The following is a 16,832-nucleotide window of genomic DNA, read 5'->3' on the forward strand; positions in this document are numbered from 1 at the left end:
TCCCTCGTCCGGGGGAAGGCCGCCCGGCCACGGGGGTGGCGGCCCCTAGGCTGTGCCGCGACCGTTCGAGCCACGGGGCCGTAGGCCCGAGGGAAGGCCGCACTCATGGTGAAGTACGCCGAACTGCCGTATCTCCGCCGCTGCGTGGAGCTCGCACGGCACGCGTTCGAGGCCGGGGACGAGCCGTTCGGGGCGCTGCTGGCCGACGCGGAGGGGCGGGTGCGCGCCGAGGACCACAACCGGGTCGTCGCGTTCGGCGACCGCACCCGGCACCCGGAGTTCGAGCTGGCCCGGTGGGCGGCCGAGCACATGTCGCCCGAGGAACGGGCGGGCGCGACCGTCTACACGTCCGGTGAGCACTGCCCGATGTGCGCGGCGGCGCACGGCTGGGTCGGGCTCGGCCGGATCGTGTTCGTGGCGTCCTGCGAACAGTACGCGTACTGGCTGGACGAGTTGGGGGTGCCCGCCCCTCCGGTGCGCTCGTACCCGGCCAACGAGATCTCGCCCAGGGTCGTAGTGGAGGGACCGGTGCCCGAACTCGTCGAGGAGGTGCGGGAGTTGCACCACCGGTTCTACGCCGGCCGCATCTGAGCCGGCCTGCGGGGCGCGCGCGCCCGGCGCCAGGCGGGCCTGACGAAGGCCCACCGGCTCGTGAGGTCTGCCGGTGGGCCTTCGCGTCCGGTGGGCCTCGGCGTCGCGGTGCCGGGCGGACGCATCCGGCCGACGTGCCGGGCGGGCGCGTCGGCGTGGGCCCGCATGGCGGGCGCAACACGCTCACGGCACCGGGCGGGCGCGTTCCGTCAGCGCGCCGCCCCGGGCCGGAAGCGGCGGAACAGCGCGGCGCCGCCGAGGACCGCGGCCGTCGCGCCGACGGCCGCGGGCAGCAGGGCGTCGGCGCCCGTCTCGGCGAGGGCGACCTCGGGCGCCGGGGCGTGCGGCTCCGGCGCCGCCGGGGCCGGGGGCGTCTTGGGCGGGGCGACCGGCTCGGGATCGGGTTCCGGCTCGGCGGGTCGCGCGGGACTGTCGGGGCCGTTCACGGATTCGTTGCCGACGGCCGGGTTGCCGATGCCGCCGACGTTCACCGAGTTCCCGGTGATGTTGACCGGGACGTCCACCGGGAGCTGTGCCGCGTTGCCCGAGAGCACGCCGGGCGAACCGGCCGCGAGGCCGTCCGCCGAGGCTCCGTCGGCGGGGGCGCCCGCACGGTCCCGTGCCGGGCCGTCCGCCGCGTGAGCGCCGGCGCCGCCCTCGCGCCCCGCGGCGTCCCCGCCGTCGTTGACGCAGCGGTTGCCCGCGGCGGGGTTGAGCAGGCCCACCACGCTCACGGTGTTGCCGCACACGTTCACCGGGACGTGGACCGGCACCTGGACGGTGTTGCCGGAGGCCGCACCGGGTGAACCGACGGCGGCGCCGTCCGCCGAGGCGCCGCCGTCCGCCGCCAGCGCGAGATGTGCGGGGAATGCCGCGGCCATCGCACCCGAGGCGACGGCGACGGCGAGCACACGGTTCCGGGTAGCCCGTTTCATGGGTCCCTGCCTTCCAGACGTCATCGCGGGCACTCGCCCGCATGGCGTAGAACGCGGATAGGGCCATCCGGGTTATGCCCGGCCGGTCTTTCACTCCTTCGAGTGGCCCGGCGTCGAACGGGCGTCGAGCCGGTCGAGCACGCGACCACACCGCGCCGCCGCACGTCACGCTCCGCAAGCGTCGCCCGCCGCCCGGAGGCGGGGCTTGCGGGGCCGACCTATCGTGATCGAGGGCGCCGGGCACCGGTCCGCAAACGGGGCGCCCCTGGAGGCATCGATGCTGGCCAAGCTGACGACGCGGCACGCGCTCCGGCGCTGCGCGGTCACCGGGGCCGCCGGTCTGGCCCTGCTGGGGGCCGGGCTGCCGGCGGCGGGCGACGGCCCGTCCGGCCCGTCGCCCGCCCTGGACCGTTTCTACCGCCAGAAGGTGGCCTGGGCGGCGTGCGACGGCATGGAGGCGCCCAGGGATCTGCAGTGCGGAAAGGTCGCCGTGCCCGTCGACTACGGCCGGCCGGGCGGCGCCACCCTCGAACTGGCCCTCGCCCGCTACCGGGCGACCGGCGACAAGCGGGGCTCGGTGGTGCTGAACTTCGGCGGCCCCGGCGGCCCGGGCGTTCCCGAACTCGCCTACGGCGGCGAGGACTTCATGGGCCTGACCGACAACTACGACGTGGTCGGCTTCGATCCGCGCGGCGTCGGCCGGTCCTCCCCGGTCAGCTGCGGCGACTCGTACGAGAGCCCTGACGTGCCCGACGACGCCGACGAGGCCCTGCGCGATCCGGGGGCGGTGTTGCGGCAGTTGGAGAAGGCGGCCGACCGGTGCGCCCGGCACTCGGGGCCCGTGCTGCCGCACATAGGCACGGTGAACGCGGCGCGTGACCTCGACGTCATACGCCAGGCGCTCGGCGACGACCGGCTCAACTACCTCGGCTTCTCCTACGGCACCCGGCTCGGCGCCGTGTACGCGGCGCAGTTCCCGGACAGGGTGGGCCGGCTGGTGCTCGACGGCGTGGACACGCTGACCGAGCCGCTGGCCGAGCAGGGCCGGGCGAGCGCCGCCGGACAGCAGACGGCTCTGGAGGACTTCATCGACTGGTGCGTGCGGGACATCGCCTGCCCGTTCGGCCAGGACGCGCGCCGGGCGCGGGAGGAGGTGCTGCGGCTGGTCCGCTCGCTGGACGAGGACCCGGTGCCGACGGCGTTCAGCGGCGCCTTCACCGGCCAGGACCTGGTGGGCGCCATCGGGCAGGCGCTCTACAGCAAGGATCTGTGGCCCTCGCTGGAGCGGGCGCTGGCCTCGCTCGTCGAGGACGGGGACACCCGGCACGTCGAGGCCTTCGCGACCGGCGGCTTCGCGCTCCCGCACAAGGGCCGGGCGGGCGACCGGAGCCGGGACCGGGCCGGGCAGCAAACGGAGAACCGGGCCGGGCACCGCACGGAGGGCCTCGCCGGGGACCGGACGGAGAGCCGGCCCGGGGACCGCCCGCCCGGCCGGGTCGGATACCGCCCGGCGGAGCGCGCCCGGGACCGTCCGAAGGACCGGCCCGGGCCCTCCCCCACGCCCGGTGACGGCGCCCTGGTGGATCCCGAGGAGGTTCCCCTGGACAACCTGCCCGCGGCGCTGATGGCGATCAACTGCGCCGACGACCCGGACCGCCCCACGGCCGCGCAGATCACCCGGAACCTCGGCCGGCTGCGAGCCGAGTACGAGCAGGCTTCCCCGGTCTTCGGCCGCTATCGGCTCACGCAGGTGCTGATGTGCTACGGCCGCCCCAGGGGCACCGACTACATCCGGACCGAGGTGAAGGACCTCGACACCCCGCGGATGCTCCTCGTCGGCACCCGCGGCGACCCGGCGACGCCGTACCGCTGGACCGTGCAGACCGCGAAGCGGCTCGGCCCGTCGGCCGTGGTGCTGGACAACAAGGGCGAGGGGCACACCGGATACGCGTCGTCGGAGTGCGTGCAGCGCAAGGTCGACGCCTTCCTGCTCTACGGCTCCCTGCCGGACCGCGGCGGCTCGTGCGGCGCGGAGGAGGACGAGTGAACGGCGGCGGGACCACCCGCACGGCCGTCGGCGCGCCGCGTTGCTGACACCGCCGCCACCTGCGCCTACGCTACGCCGGGACGGTCGGCGACGAGGGAGGGCGGGCGTGGGCGAACTGCTGGGCGTGGCGGTGCTGGGTGCCGGACACATGGGAGCCGACCACATACGCCGACTGGACCAAGTGGTGAGCGGTGCCAGGGTGGCCGCGGTGGCCGACCCGGACGTCGAGCGGGCGAAGGCGGCCGTGGCGGGGCTCGACGGGGTCACCGTGCACGGGGAGACGCAGGCCGCGCTGGACGCGCCGGGCGTGGGGGCGGTGCTGATCGCCTCGCCCGGTCCCGCGCACGAGGAGGCCCTGCTCGCGGCCTTCGCGCGGACTCTGCCGGTGCTGTGCGAGAAGCCCATGGCGCCGGAGCCGGCGGGCGCCCTGCGGGTGATGGAGGCGGAGGCGCGGCTGGGCCGGCGGCTGGCGCAGATCGGCTTCATGCGGCGTTACGACCGCGAGTACCGGCAGCTGAAGTCCCTGCTCGACGGCGGGCGGCTGGGGCGTGTGCTGATGCTGCACTGCGTCCACCGCAACGTCTCCTCGCCGCCCGGGTTCACCAGCGACATGCTGATCAGCAGTTCGGTGTCGCACGAGATCGACGCGGCCCGCTGGCTGCTCGGGCAGGAGCTGACGGCCGTGACGGTGCTGCGGCCCCGGGCCTGTGGGAGCGCACCCGAGGGGCTGCTGGACCCGCAGTTCGTGCTGTTCGAGACGGAGGGGGGCGCGTTGGTCGACGTGGAGGTCTTCGTCAACTGCGGCTTCGGCTACCAGGTCCGCTGCGAGGCCGTCTGCGAGGCGGGCAGCGTCCGGATCGGCGAGGACCGCGCCATGGTCGTCACGGCGGAGGGCGGCGCCCGGGAGGAGGTGGCGCAGGATTATCTCGTGCGGTTCGCGGACGCCTACGACCGCGAGGTGCAGGCCTGGGTCGACGCCGTGCGCCGGGGGCGGGTCACCGGGCCGAGCGCCTGGGACGGCTACGCGGCCGCCGCGGTCGCGGAGGCCGGGATACGGGCCCTGCACAGCGGTGCCCGCACGCCCGTGGAACTGGCCCCTCGCCCGGGGCTCTACGCGGGCTGACGCCCGGCTGTGCGCGAGCCGGCGCCGGGGACCCGCGTACGCGGGCGGCTCCGGCGCTCACACCGCGCCGAACAGGCTGATCAGCCCGCGGTCGACGGCTTCGCCGACGTCCTCCCGGCCGGGCTCCACCACCGCGTGGCTCGCCCGTACGAAGCCCCGCAGGGCGCCGGTGTCGAACTGGAGCAGGGCGAGCCCGTGTCCCGAGTGGAACTCGATGACCGTGCGGTCCGAGCCGCACGGCCAGACGTGGACGTCGCCGGCGCCGGCCGGGCCGCTCAGGCCGTCCTCCAGCAGGGAGCGGGCGAAGGTCCAGGTGACCCCGGCGCCGCCCAGGCACACCTCGGCGGGGAAGTCGATGTGCACGGCCAGCGGATCGGCGCAGGTGTAGCGGAGCGTCGCGGGGACGGGAAGCTCCTCGTCCAGCGCGGTGATGAGGCAGGCGAGTACGTACTGCTCGAGCGTCATGTTGTTAGGAGTCGGCAAGGGCCCTTCGCATACGCGCCACCGAGGGCAATATCTGTGAGCTGCGTCACATAAGACCAGGCCTTGCCCCAGGGCGAACACATGCCCGTCGAACAGGTGACGCAGGCCCCCGAAACATCGAACGGTCCGTCAAGTCACGTACAAGCAGCAGGACTTGACGTTTTCCGCACAGGCCGCCCCGGTACGATACGACTACTCCGTGAAGACTGTGGCATATGCCAGAAGCACGGCCGCGTCGCGTGTTGCCAAACCTCTTACAGAGCGTCGCGCACTGTGCCACAGTCGTAACGGTCCCTCCTCGCCTTGGCCGTACCGTCTCCTTCGGAGTGCGACATGCCGTCCCATCTGTCCGCGGACCACCCCGCCGCCCCGCCGCCGGGACGCGGCGCGGTCGAAGCGCTGATCTCGCAGACCAGGCGGCTCAAGGGCGAGGTCCACGCCGTGCGGCGGGACACGCGCGGCGACGGATCGGACCCCCGGGACCGCTGGCAGCGGGCGCTGTACGACCTCGCCCTGCACCAGCTTCAGGACCTGGACGAGCACTTGGCGCAGCTGCGCGACGGCCCGTCCGCCGTCCCCGCGCAGGGCACGCTGCTCAGCCGCGTCGGCAGCGCCGAGTGGAACCTGCTCACCGACGAGGCCGGCTGGTCGGACGAGCTGTACGAGATCCTCGGCCGCGACCGGTCCGCTCCCCCGCTCTCCCTGGACGAACTGCCGTCGCTGGTGCTGGAGGAGGACCGGCCCCTGCTGACCGCGATGGTCACGGGCTGCCTGGTCGACGCCCGGCGCATCGACGGCGAGTTCCGGATCGTACGGCCGGACGGCGCCGTACGGACCGTGCACATGATGGGCGAGCCCGTGCTCGGAGCCGACGGCGGCACCGCCTCGATGTGGGCCGTGCTGCGGGACGTCAGCAAGCTGCGCCGCAGCCGGGAGGCGGTGAGCGAGACCCGTGACTCGCTCACCGCCCCGCCGCGCGCGCGGACCGGGCACGGGTCGGCGGTCGAACCGCGGGAGACCGCGTCCTCGCCGTGGCACGACCTCCTGCGGCTCCCGCACCCGGGCCCGAAGGGCCTTGACCTCGCCGCCGGCAGGCTGCCCTCGGCGACGGACGCGCCGGACGGCGACTGGTACGACGCGCTCGAACTGCCCGGCGGCGACACCCTGCTCGCCGTCGGCGGCCTCACCGGGCACGGCGCCACGACGGACTCCGGCACCGCGATGCTGCTGGGCGCCCTGCGCGGCATGGCGATGGCGGGCGGCCGGCCGGGACAGCTGATGGCCCGGCTCGGCCGGCTCCTCGACACCGCGGGCCGCGCCGTCTGCTGCCGCTATCTGCCGCGCACCCGCACCCTGGTGTGGGCGCAGGCCGCGGGCCCCGCCCCGCTGCTGTTCCGTGACGGGACGGGGCGTCGGCTGGACGCGCCGGACGGCGTCCCGCTCGGCGCCGGCCCCGACGCCGCCTACGGCGAGGCCGAGGAAACCCTCCGAACAGGCGATGTGTTATTGCTGCACACCGACGCGCCGAGCGCCGGACCCCAACTGCTCGGCCTCGGCCCGCGCCTCGCCGAGGCGCACACCGCGCAGGACTGCCTGCGGACGGTCGTGCGGGAGTGGGGCGGACCGGAGCGCGCGGACGGCGCCCGTGTGCTCGTCGCCAGGGTGACCTCGTAAGGGAACGGCCTACACCCGGCCGCTGCCGCCCTCCTTGCCCTTCGCGTTGCCCTTCGTGCGGGGCAACGCCAGTCTGATCTCCTCGCGCAGCTCCTGGATCCTGGGGTAGCTCGCGTACTGGGCGGTGAGCCGGTACATCTCGCGCAGCCGGTCCCAGGTGCGGCGTGAGGAGTTCTGCCCCATCGACACCAGGGCCAGGCGCGCGAACCGGTCCGCCTGTTCGGGGTCGTCCGCGATGAAGCACGCGGAGGCCATGGACAGGAAGTCGAAGATCTTCGACCGCTGCTGCGCCTCCACCCGCAGCGCCAGCGCCTTGTCGGCGAAGTGCTGGGCCTGCGCCGCGGCGTCCGGCTCGAACTCCGCGAGCGTGCGGTAGGCCAGGGCCTGCATGCCGTACAGATCCGCCTCGTTGAACAGCTGCATCCAGTTCGGCGGCGGCACGTCCCCCCTGTCGGAGACGAAGAGGTCCTCCGCCCGGCCGAGGGTGCGGCGCATGGCCTGGCCCTTGCCCATGGACGCCTGCGCCCATGCCTCGATCGTGTGGAACATCGCCTGGGTGCGCGGCAGCAGCGCCGGGCCGGAGCCGGAGTGGGCGAGCTTCATCAGGTCGAGCGCCTCGTCCGGCCGGCCCAGGTGCACCATCTGGCGGGCCGCCCGGGAGAGCGCCTCGCCGGCCCGGGGCCGGTCGCCGCCCTCGCGCGCGGCGTGCGCGGCGATGACGAAGTACTTCTGCGCCGTGGGCTCCAGCCCGACGTCGTGCGACATCCAGCCCGCGAGGACGGCCAGGTTGGCCGCCACGCCCCACAGGCGCCGTTGGAGATGGGGAGGGTGACGGTAGGCGAGCATGCCGCCCACCTCGTTGAGCTGGCCCACGACCGCCTTGCGCTGGAGCCCCCCGCCGCGGGAGGCGTCCCAGGCCCGGAACACCTCGACCGAGGTCTCCAGTTCCTCGATCTCCTGCGATCCGATGGGGGCGGCCTCGTAGCGGTCGTACCCGGCGGGGTCGGCGTGCAGGGGGTCGTCGAGGAGGGGAGCGTCGGCAGCGAGGGCCGGATCGGTGTGCAGCCAGTCGTACATGGCAGTGCTGAGTGCTGATCCCGCGGCGAGCGCGGCACCCGCGCCCACCAAGCCGCGTCGGTTGAGCATGAGGTCCATTCCCGTGAATTCGGTGAGGACCGCGGCGGTCCGCTCGGGCGCCCACGGCACTCCGTCGGGATGCTCCGCACTCCCGCCGCCCTGCCGTTTCCCCGCACGCCCGGGCCGGACCAGACCGAGATCCTCGATGGTCACGACACGGCCGAGACGCTCGGTGAACAGAGCCGCCAGCACCCGTGGCACCGGATCGCGCGGGATCTCTCCCATGTCGATCCACCGCCGCACCCGCGAGGTGTCGGTCGCCAGCTGCGGATGGCCCATGGCCGCCGCCTGCCGGTTCACCAGTCTCGCGAGCTCCCCCTTGGACCAGCCGGCCAGGCCGAACAGGTCCGCGAGGCGGGTGTTGGGTTGTCCGCTCACGTAAGCCCCCAGGTTCTCGGCTGAGTTGACAGTAGCCCCGGGTGACTTGCCGGGCGACTATTCGCCAGGGTTCGCCAGGGTGCGCCAGATGGTGTGCCACCGGGCATCGGGTGTCGGGTAGGAACGCGCCACCCCGACCCGGTCGCCGAAGGACATTCCCCAGGGTGCTCCCGGGCGGCCGGGCCGGGGTCCGCACTGACGTCGCAGGCACACGAAGGGATCTGTATCGCCCATGTACGCAGCATCGTCCTCCGTGTCCGCACCGCCCCGCCCGCTGCGCCCGCGCCCCTCCCAGGCGCCCGTCTCGCCCCGGACCGGCGACTCCCCCCTGCAGGGCGCGGGCGGCCCCTATCTCTCCCCCGGGCGGCCGCAGGTCACCGCCCTCGTGGGCGGCGGGCCACGGCGGGTCGCGGGGACGGGCACCCCACCGCTCAGCGGGCGGCTCGACCTGTCCGGCGCGCAGGGGGCCCAGCTGCGTACGGCGCTCGCCTCGGTCCAGCGGATCTGCCCGGAGTTCGCCCCGGTGCAGGTGCTGCGGCGCAGCGGACGGGCCGTGCTGCTGGTCGGGACCACCGGGCGCAGCACGGCGGTGGCCAAGTGCCTGGTGGACCAGTCCCCCGCCTGGGCCGAGCGGATCCGGCACGAGATAGCGGCATACCGCTCGTTCGTCCGGCACCGCCCGCCCGTGCGGGCGCCCCGGCTGATCGCTGCGGATCCGGAGAACGGCACGCTCGTGATCGAGCGGATGCCGGGACGGGTGGCCGCCCTCCAGCGGCACCCCGTGGAAGCCCCGCCGCGCGCCGACATCCGGGCGGCGCTGGGAGCGGTCCGCCGACTGAACTCCTGGCGGCCCCCGGCGGGCACGTTCGACGCGCCGCTGGACTACGCGGCGCGCATCACCCGGTACCACGAGCTGGGGCTGCTCACCGACCGGGACCTGGGCGACCTCCAGAAGCTGCTGCACGGCATCGCGCACGCGGCGGGCCGGCAGGGCATGGGCCAGTTCTGCCACGGCGACGCGCTGCTGAACAACGTCCTGCTCTCCCCCGCCGGGCCGGTGCTGGTGGACTGGGAGCACGCCGGCTGGTACCTGCCGGGCTACGACCTGGCCACCCTGTGGTCGGTGCTCGGCGAGGCCCCGGCGGCGCGCCGGCACATCAGCCAGATCGCCCAGTCCGCGGGCCCGGCCTCGCGGGACGCGTTCCTGGTGAACCTGATGCTGGTGCTGACGCGGGAGATCCGTACGTACGAGACGGCCGTCCAGCGTTCGATGCGCGAGACGGCCCCGGCTCCGGCGGCCCACCCCGGCGCGGTGCCGACGGGCGAGGAACAGCGGCTGCTGCTGCGCCGGCTGCACGACGACTGCCAGCTGGCCCGGCGGGCGGTGCGCGCGGCGGTCGGGACCCGCTGACGGGACACGAGGGCCCGTGGCGCACCGCCCCGAAGGTGCGCCACGGGCCCTCGTCATGTCCCGTGCCCTGTGCGGCGGGCGTTCATTGGTGTACGCCACTGACGCCCCGCAGGCCGCGCCGACCCGGGAAAACGCCGGGTGGTCGCATGATTGACGGATCGTCGGAGAGCCGGTAGCACTGACACGCCCGGCCCCGCACGGCTCATCGCGCCCGACCGTCACAGGAGGCTGCATTGCGAGGAACCGCCCACGACCCCAGCCGAGCCGGCGGAGCCCTCCGCGGGCGGCGCACCGCCGGCGCCGTGGCCTCGGCGGCGCTGCTGCTGCCCCTGCTCGGTGCCGCCCCGGCCGGATCGGCGCCGCCCGCCGCACCGGCGGGCGGGCTCCAGGCGGCGTTCGCCGCCGCTGCCGCCGCCTACGACGTGCCGCAGAGCGTGCTGCTGGGCGTCTCCTATCTCCAGTCCCGCTGGGACACGCACGGCGGCGCTGCCAGCGTGACCGGCGGCTACGGTCCGATGCACCTGACCGACGCCCGTACCGCCCTCGCCACCGCGCCGCCGCACCACAGCGAGGGGGAGGAGGATCCGCGCGGCGACGACGCCCGCACGCCGCTGCGTCCGGAGGCGGAACTGCCGGACACCGGTGAGCTGCCCGCGCGGCTGCGGACCCTGCCGAAGGCGGCCGAGGTGTCCGGGCTGAGCCCCGAGGCGCTGCGCACCGATCCCGCGGCCAATGTGGCGGGCGGCGCCGCGCTGCTGGCCGCCGCGCAGCGGGAGCTGGGCGAGCCGGCGAGCGACGATCCGGCGGACTGGTACGGGGCGGTGGCGCGTTTCTCCGGCGCGGACGACACCGCGACGGCGGCGGCGTACGCGGACGACGTGTACGACGTGATCCGCTCCGGCGAGGAGCGGATCACGGACAGCGGCGACCGGGTCGCCCTGCCCGCCCGCCCCGGCCTCGCCCCGGACACCGCCCAGTTGCGGCGCACGGGCCTGCGCGCGGCGTCCGCGGCGGGCACCGAGTGCCCGCCGACGGTGTCGTGCGAGTGGATCCCGGCCCCCTACGAGCAGTTCGGTGACGGTGACTACGGCAACCACGACCTGGGCGACCGGCCCGTCTCGCAGGACATCGACTACATCGTCGTGCACGACACGGAGGGCCGCTGGGAGGGCGTGCTGAGGATGGTCCAGGACCCGACGTACGTGTCCTGGCAGTACTCCCTGCGCTCCACCGACGGCCACATCGCCCAGCACGTCAAGGCGAAGGACGTGGCCTGGCACGCGGGGAACTGGTACGTCAACGCGAAGTCGATCGGCCTGGAGCACGAGGGCTTCCTGGCCTCGCCGGACGCCTGGTACACGGAGGCGATGTACCACTCGTCGGCGCGGCTCGTGCGGTACCTGGCCCGGAAGTACGACATCCCGCTGGACCGGCAGCACATCCTCGGCCACGACACCGTGCCGGGGCCGACGACGGCGACGGTCCGCGGGATGCACACCGACCCGGGACCGTACTGGGACTGGCGGCACTACTTCGCCCTGCTGGGCCGGCCCCTGGTGCCCACGGCGGGCCCCGGCAGCGGTGTGGTGACGATCCGGCCGGACTACGCGTCGAACCGGCCGGAGTTCACCGGGTGCGCGACCGCCGGGCAGCCCTGCCCGGTGCACGGCTCCAGCGCGGTGCGGCTGTACTCGGGTCCCGGTGAGGGCTACCCGCTGATCAAGGACATCGGACTGCGACCGGGCGGCCAGGACTCGACGACCGGGGTCAACGACATCGGCTCGCGGGTCTCCACCGGGCAGCAGTACGCGGTGGCGGAGCGGTCCGGCGACTGGACGGCGATCTGGTACCTGGGCCAGAAGGCCTGGTTCGAGAACCCGGCCGCAAACCCGACCGCCGTCCCCGCCCGGGGCCGGGTGATCACGCCGAAGGAGGGGCTGGAGAGCGTCCCGGTGTACGGGCGCGCCTATCCGGAGGCGTCCGCCTATCCGGCGGGGGTGCCCGCGCAGTCGGTGTCGCCGCTGCCGTACAAACTGCTCGCCGGCCAGAAGTACGTCGCTGGGGAGAAGGTGCCGGGCGAGTACTACTACGCGGTCGCCTTCGACCCCGCCGGGCACCGGGTGGTGCGCGGCGACGACCTGTACTACCAGATCCAGTTCGGCCACCGGGTGGCGTTCGTCCGGGCCGCCGACGTCACGGTGACGACGGCCCGGTAGGCGCGGGCGGCGGGCCTCAGCCCTGCTGGAAAAGCTCCGCCGGGAGCGGCTTCAGCAGGGCGTACAGGTCGTCGGTGATGGGGCGGTCCCAGGCGGCGATGGTGACCAGGACGCTGTCGCTGCGGTCGAACTGCACGCAGGAGATCCGGCTCTCGGAGAGCTTCAGCCGGCGCACGATGAGCAGGTTGTCGCCCTGCATGACGGGCACGTCCTCGGTGCCGACGACGGTCACCTCCTCGTCGTTCTCCAGCGCCAGCAGCAGCTGGGCCACCTCGAAGGGGACCTGTCCGTCGGCGATCTCGCGGGCCGGGGAGCCCTCGGGCAGATTGCCGATGATCATGGCGGGACCGCGCCCGCCGAACAGGTCGTAGCGCAGGAAGACGCCCTGGCAGGTGCCGTCGGGGGCGGGCAGCAGACCCGCGCCCAGGTTGCCGGGCCAGTCGCCCGGGTCCATGGCCAGCACGTCGAAGTCGGGCCCGGCGGGAGTGGCGCTGCGGCGGCGGAGGAACGACATGCCGCCATGGTACGTGCCCACGGCCCGTCGGCGACGGCTGGGCAACCCCGCGGTCGGGGCGGGCACGGGTGCCGTGCGGCCGGTCAGCCCTCCGGCGGGGCCGGGGGCACGACGGCGACGGGGCTGGCCGCGTGCAGGAGGACGGCGTGGGTGACCGAGCCCATCATGCGGGCGGGCGCGAGCAGCCGTCTGCGGTGCCGGCCGACGACGACCAGGTCGGCGTCCTGGGAGGCGGCGACGAGATGGCCGGCGGCGTCGCCGGGAGCGAGGTACGGCTCGGCGCGGACGTCGGGGTGGCGTGCGCGGTGCGGGGCGAGGAAGCCCTCGGTGAGGGCCCGGGTCTCGTCCTCGACCGCGCCCTGGTCGATCCCGGTCGGCACCGGCTCGCCCATGGCCCCGGCCCACACCTGCACCGGCCACGGATAGGCGGCCACGACCTGGAGGCGGGCGCCGCGCAGGGCCGCCTCGGCGAAGGCGAAGGCGAGCGCGGCGTCGTCGGGGCCGTCCGCGTTGAGGCCCACGACGACGCGGGGGCCGGGGCCGGTCGGCGGGGCGCCGAGGGGCCGGTCGACCTCGCGGCCGGGCCGGGGCACCACGACGACGGGGCACGCTGCGTCCCGGGCCGCGGCCAGGCCGTTGGAGCCGAGCAGCAGCCGGGCGAAGCCGCCTCGTCCGCGGGAGCCGAGGACGAGCAGCTGTGCGTCGGCGCCCAGTTCGGGCAGCAGCGCCGCGGGCTGGCCCTCGGGGCCGAGGTACGCGACACCGCTCCCGCCGTCCGGCCGGTCCGCGCCGCGCCAAGTGCTCGCGGGCGCGGGCCAGGACCGGGTCGTCCGCCGGTTCGGGCAGCGGGGCGACACCGGTGCCGGCGGGGACCCGGACCGCGTACTGCCGCACGTGGACCACCCGCAGGGGGGCGCCGCGCCCGCGGGCGGCGTCGTACGCCCAGTCCAGCGCGCGCACGCTGTCGTCCGAACCGTCGAACGCCGCGATGACCGGCAGCGTGCTCATGGGTCCTCACCTCCGGAGGGCGGCCCGCCTGTTCCCGGGGTCAGCCTCGCTCAGACACCGCCCCGGGAGGCCGTACGACATCGCGTGTCCGGAAAATCGGGGGGAACACCCCCGGATCGGCTCGCGGGCCGCGCGCGGGGCCTACGTCAGGTCGAACTCTCCTTCGCGCGCGCCGGAGACGAACGCGCCCCACTCGGCGGGGGTGAAGATCAGGGAGGGGCTCTCCGGGCGGCGGCTGTTGCGCATGGCGATGAAACCCTCGACAAAGGCGATCTGTACGTCCCCCAGGCCGCGGCTGCTGGACTGCCACTCGGCCTTGCTGAGGTCGAGTTCCGGCTTGTCCCAGCCCATGAGCGGCTTCTGCTGGGTGGTGCTGTCGGCCACGTCCGTGCTCCTCCCGGTTCGTCGTCCGCGGTCAGCCTAGCGACCGGTTCCCCGGGCGGACAGGCCGTGTGAGCGGCTCCCTCCCGGGCGCTCGGTCCGGCGGGCCGGCCCCGCCGGGTGCGGGTGCGCCGCCGGTCAGCGGCGTGGGGTGCCGCGCAGGGAGGCGAGGACGAGGCGGCCGTAGCGGGTGGTCAGGGCGGCCGTCGTGGCGGCCAGGGCGGCGAGGAGGGCGAGGACGAGGTGGCGGGGGTTCTCGTCGCCGAGGACCTGGAGGACGGACAGGGCGGTGCCCAGCGGCAGGCCGAGGATGGTGAGCACGCCGAGCGCCCCGGCGATCTGCCCGCTCTCGCGGGTCTGCACGATGCGGCTGTAGTCGGCGGCCTCGGCGAGGATGTCCGCGAACAGCTCGGGCAGGCGGTGGCGGGCCTGGAAGGCGCGCAGCAGGCCGTCGGCGGGTCCGTGCACGGTCTGGTGGCGCCGCCAGTGGGTGCTGCGGAAGACGGCGATGTTGCGTTCCAGGGCGAAGACGCGGCGGGCGAGTCCGGGGGCGCTGCCGAAGACCTGGGACAGTTCGTCGGTGAGGGCGTCGAGGTGGTCGCGCTGGACCATGCCGAGCAGCAGCGCGTCGAGGTGGACGGTACGGGCCTGGGCCAGGGCGAACCCGTAGAAGTCGCCCTCCCCGCGGTCGGGGCGGTGGCCCAGGAAGGCGGCCCCGTGCCGGTCGACGAGGGCGCTCCAGTCCGCCGAGATGCGGATCGCCTCGGCGGCGACGCGTTCGAGCCGCTGGGGCGGGGAGGGGTTGTCGTCCTCCGTGGCGCGGGCGGCCAGGGAGCGCAGCCAGCTGTCGGCGGAGGGCGGCAGTTCGCGGTCGGCGTCGCGCAGGGCGGCGGTGTGGTGGGCGGCGGGGGTGAAGAAGGCGACGGTGTAGGGGCGGGCGAGGGCGAAGGGGGCGGCCGGCGGGCGGGTGTCGGCCGCGTCGGCGAAGAGCACGGCCGGGTCGAGCGGGCCGGTCAGCGGGTCGGGGCCGGCTCCGGGGCGGTGGCCGATCGCGCGCAGTGTTTCCAGCAGGCGGGGCCCGGTGACGGTGAAGTGCAGGACGCCGAGGCCGCGCCGGGGCGCGCCGGGTGTCGCCGCGCGCAGCAGCTCCAGCCCTTCGAGGCGCAGCGCGCCCTCGGTCACGGACACCGTCCGGTGGCGCCGGTCGTCGTAGAGGGCGCGGGCGGCGGCCGGTGCGAAGTACCGGGCCCGGCGCTCACGGTCCCAGGCGCCCTGCCCGGCGCGGAAGGGCAGCGGCCCCGGCGTCCACCCGGTCTCCCGCGGGCCGCCGTCGGGCAGCGAGACGGGCAGCACGACGGTGACCGTCTGCCGTATTCCGGTGGCGCTGCTCAGCTCGCCGCTCAACCGGCGTTCCCCGCGCCGTCCGCGAGCCGGTCCCGCAGCTCCCTCTTGAGGATCTTGCCGCTGGCGTTGCGCGGCAGCTCCGGCACGAACACCACGCGCTTGGGCGCCTTGAACGGGGCGAGCCGCGTGCGGGCGTGCGCGATCAGCTCGGCCTCCGTGACCTCGCCGCGCGGCACGACGACGGCGGTGACGGCCTCGATCCAGCGTGCGTCGGGCAGGCCGACGACGGCTGCCTCGGCGACCGCCTCGTGCGTGTAGAGCGCGTCCTCGACCTGGCGGGAGGCGACCAGCACGCCACCGGAGTTGATGACGTCCTTGACCCGGTCGACGATGGTGAAGTAGCCGTCCGGGTCGCGCACCGCGAGGTCGCCGGAGTGGAACCAGCCGCCGCGGAAGGCCTCGGCGGTCTCCTCCGGCTTGTCCCAGTAGCCCTCGCACAGCTGCGGGGAGCGGTAGACGATCTCGCCGGGGGTGCCGTCGGGGACGTCGTCGCCGTTGTCGTCCACGACGCGTGCTTCGACGAACAGGACGGGCCTGCCGCAGGAGTCCATGCGGCCCTCGTGCTCGTCGGGGCCGAGGACGGTGGCCAGGGGGCCGATCTCGCTCTGGCCGAAGCAGTTGTAGAACGCGAGGTCCGGCAGGCGGGCGCGCAGCCGCTCCAGGACGGGCACCGGCATGATCGACGCCCCGTAGTAGGCCTTGCGCAGGCCGCCGAGGTCCCGGGTGGTGAAGTCGGCGCGCCGGGACAGGGCGATCCACACGGTGGGCGGTGCGAAGAGGCTGTCGACGCGTCCGGCCTCGATCAGGTCGAACAGGCGGTCGCCGTCGGGGGCGTCGAGGACGATGTTGGTCGCCCCGACGGCGAGGTAGGGCAGCAGGAAGACGTGCATCTGCGCGGAGTGGTACAGCGGCAGGGCGTGTGCGGGCAGGTCTCCGGCGGACAGGTCGAGGGCGGTGATGGCGCTGAGGTACTCGTGCACCAGGGCGCGGTGCGTCATCATCGCGCCCTTGGGCAGGGCGGTGGTGCCGGAGGTGTACAGCAGCTGCGCGAGGTCCTCGGCGCCGGGTTCGGGACCGTCGTACGGGGTGGCGTCCGGCAGTGCGGCCAGGAGCGAGCCGGCCGTGTCGCGCAGCGGCAGCACGGGCGTCCCGTCGGGCAGCCGGCCGGCCAGGCCGGGGTCGGCGAGGACCAGCGAGCTGCCCGACTGCCCGACGAGGTGGGCGAGCTCGTCGCCGGTGAGGTTCTGGTTGACCGGTACGTGCACCAGGCCGGCGCGGGCGCAGGCGAGGAAGCCGATGAGGTAGGCGTCGGAGTTGTGGCCGTAGGCGGCGACCCGGTCGCCGGGGGCCAGTCCCCGGCCGCGCAGCAGGCCCGCGGCGCGCGAGACGGCGTCGTCGAGTTCCTGGTAGGTCCAGCGGCGGTCGCGGTACTCGACCGCGAGGCGGGCCGGGGTGCGGCGGGCGCTGCGTCGCAGCAGGCCGTCGACCGTGCTGCCGTGTCCGGGCGTCATGGGACCCGATCCTCGGCGC

At 74.9% G+C, this 16,832-nt stretch carries 13 protein-coding genes and 1 pseudogene; 6 read left to right on the forward strand and 8 right to left on the reverse strand.

What is annotated here, in order from left to right; genetic code table 11:
• The first annotated feature begins 105 nt into the window (after positions 1 to 105).
• Positions 106 to 591 (forward strand): nucleoside deaminase, encoded by a 486-nt coding sequence (locus ACZ6KF_RS09645; RefSeq protein WP_356633391.1) that lies wholly within the window; start codon positions 106 to 108, stop codon positions 589 to 591.
• 209 nt (positions 592 to 800) lie between these two features.
• On the opposite strand, the gene ACZ6KF_RS09650 is transcribed toward ACZ6KF_RS09645, so the two are convergent.
• Positions 801 to 1,526: a chaplin gene (locus ACZ6KF_RS09650; protein WP_469237935.1), complete on the reverse strand. Its 726-nt coding sequence runs from the start codon at positions 1,524 to 1,526 to the stop codon at positions 801 to 803.
• Between the two features lie 277 nt (positions 1,527 to 1,803).
• Between ACZ6KF_RS09650 and ACZ6KF_RS09655 the strand changes: the two genes are divergently transcribed.
• Positions 1,804 to 3,573 (forward strand): alpha/beta fold hydrolase, encoded by a 1,770-nt coding sequence (locus ACZ6KF_RS09655; protein WP_469237937.1) that lies wholly within the window; start codon positions 1,804 to 1,806, stop codon positions 3,571 to 3,573.
• A 106-nt stretch (positions 3,574 to 3,679) separates the two neighbouring features.
• Entirely contained in the window at positions 3,680 to 4,696 is a 1,017-nt protein-coding gene (locus ACZ6KF_RS09660; RefSeq protein WP_469237939.1) for a Gfo/Idh/MocA family protein, read from the forward strand.
• Positions 4,697 to 4,753: 57 nt separating this feature from the next.
• Here the strand turns inward: ACZ6KF_RS09660 and ACZ6KF_RS09665 are convergent, their stop codons facing one another.
• Positions 4,754 to 5,161, reverse strand: a complete 408-nt coding sequence (locus ACZ6KF_RS09665) for an SsgA family sporulation/cell division regulator (RefSeq protein ID WP_356633383.1) — start codon at positions 5,159 to 5,161, stop codon at positions 4,754 to 4,756.
• A gap of 351 nt (positions 5,162 to 5,512) precedes the next feature.
• On the opposite strand from ACZ6KF_RS09665, the gene ACZ6KF_RS09670 reads away from it, so the two are divergent.
• Positions 5,513 to 6,853, forward strand: a complete 1,341-nt coding sequence (locus tag ACZ6KF_RS09670; RefSeq protein WP_469237941.1) for a PP2C family protein-serine/threonine phosphatase — start codon at positions 5,513 to 5,515, stop codon at positions 6,851 to 6,853.
• A 9-nt stretch (positions 6,854 to 6,862) separates the two neighbouring features.
• On the opposite strand, the gene ACZ6KF_RS09675 is transcribed toward ACZ6KF_RS09670, so the two are convergent.
• Entirely contained in the window at positions 6,863 to 8,368 is a 1,506-nt protein-coding gene (locus ACZ6KF_RS09675; RefSeq protein ID WP_356633379.1) for a DNA-binding protein NsdB, read from the reverse strand.
• A gap of 232 nt (positions 8,369 to 8,600) precedes the next feature.
• Between ACZ6KF_RS09675 and ACZ6KF_RS09680 the strand changes: the two genes are divergently transcribed.
• Together ACZ6KF_RS09680 and ACZ6KF_RS09685 are read left to right on the forward strand one after the other, a co-directional pair.
• Positions 8,601 to 9,779, forward strand: a complete 1,179-nt coding sequence (locus ACZ6KF_RS09680) for an aminoglycoside phosphotransferase family protein (RefSeq protein WP_356633377.1) — start codon at positions 8,601 to 8,603, stop codon at positions 9,777 to 9,779.
• Positions 9,780 to 10,012: 233 nt separating this feature from the next.
• On the forward strand, positions 10,013 to 11,995 hold the full coding sequence (locus ACZ6KF_RS09685) for an N-acetylmuramoyl-L-alanine amidase (RefSeq protein WP_469237943.1): 1,983 nt from the start codon (positions 10,013 to 10,015) through the stop codon (positions 11,993 to 11,995).
• 16 nt (positions 11,996 to 12,011) lie between these two features.
• Here ACZ6KF_RS09685 and ACZ6KF_RS09690 read toward each other — a convergent pair whose 3' ends face one another.
• From ACZ6KF_RS09690 to ACZ6KF_RS09710, 5 genes and pseudogenes are all read right to left on the reverse strand, one after another.
• Positions 12,012 to 12,509 (reverse strand): hypothetical protein, encoded by a 498-nt coding sequence (locus ACZ6KF_RS09690; RefSeq protein ID WP_356633373.1) that lies wholly within the window; start codon positions 12,507 to 12,509, stop codon positions 12,012 to 12,014.
• A gap of 83 nt (positions 12,510 to 12,592) precedes the next feature.
• Positions 12,593 to 13,517: pseudogene (locus tag ACZ6KF_RS09695) on the reverse strand (universal stress protein).
• A gap of 141 nt (positions 13,518 to 13,658) precedes the next feature.
• Positions 13,659 to 13,901, reverse strand: coding sequence for a DUF397 domain-containing protein (locus tag ACZ6KF_RS09700; RefSeq protein WP_356633369.1), 243 nt, complete (start codon positions 13,899 to 13,901; stop codon positions 13,659 to 13,661).
• A gap of 135 nt (positions 13,902 to 14,036) precedes the next feature.
• A complete protein-coding gene (locus tag ACZ6KF_RS09705; protein ID WP_469160021.1) occupies positions 14,037 to 15,302 on the reverse strand; it encodes a hypothetical protein in 1,266 nt (421 codons plus the stop codon).
• Positions 15,299 to 16,813, reverse strand: a complete 1,515-nt coding sequence (locus ACZ6KF_RS09710; protein ID WP_356633365.1) for an acyl-CoA synthetase — start codon at positions 16,811 to 16,813, stop codon at positions 15,299 to 15,301. The genes ACZ6KF_RS09705 and ACZ6KF_RS09710 overlap by 4 nt, the downstream gene beginning before the upstream one ends.
• Between the last annotated feature and the right edge of the window lie 19 nt (positions 16,814 to 16,832).

This window comes from Streptomyces sp. NPDC046379, assembly GCF_055587785.1.

Bases quoted from the DNA above. Each gene is read 5' to 3' on its own strand.
- ACZ6KF_RS09665 (WP_356633383.1), bottom strand. From the start codon at position 5,161: ATGACGCTCGAGCAGTACGTACTCGCCTGCCTCATCACCGCGCTGGAC.
- ACZ6KF_RS09670 (WP_469237941.1), top strand. From the start codon at position 5,513: ATGCCGTCCCATCTGTCCGCGGACCACCCCGCCGCCCCGCCGCCGGGA.
- ACZ6KF_RS09655 (WP_469237937.1), top strand. From the start codon at position 1,804: ATGCTGGCCAAGCTGACGACGCGGCACGCGCTCCGGCGCTGCGCGGTC.
- ACZ6KF_RS09650 (WP_469237935.1), bottom strand. From the start codon at position 1,526: ATGAAACGGGCTACCCGGAACCGTGTGCTCGCCGTCGCCGTCGCCTCG.
- ACZ6KF_RS09710 (WP_356633365.1), bottom strand. From the start codon at position 16,813: ATGACGCCCGGACACGGCAGCACGGTCGACGGCCTGCTGCGACGCAGC.
- ACZ6KF_RS09645 (WP_356633391.1), top strand. From the start codon at position 106: ATGGTGAAGTACGCCGAACTGCCGTATCTCCGCCGCTGCGTGGAGCTC.
- ACZ6KF_RS09680 (WP_356633377.1), top strand. From the start codon at position 8,601: ATGTACGCAGCATCGTCCTCCGTGTCCGCACCGCCCCGCCCGCTGCGC.
- ACZ6KF_RS09690 (WP_356633373.1), bottom strand. From the start codon at position 12,509: ATGTCGTTCCTCCGCCGCCGCAGCGCCACTCCCGCCGGGCCCGACTTC.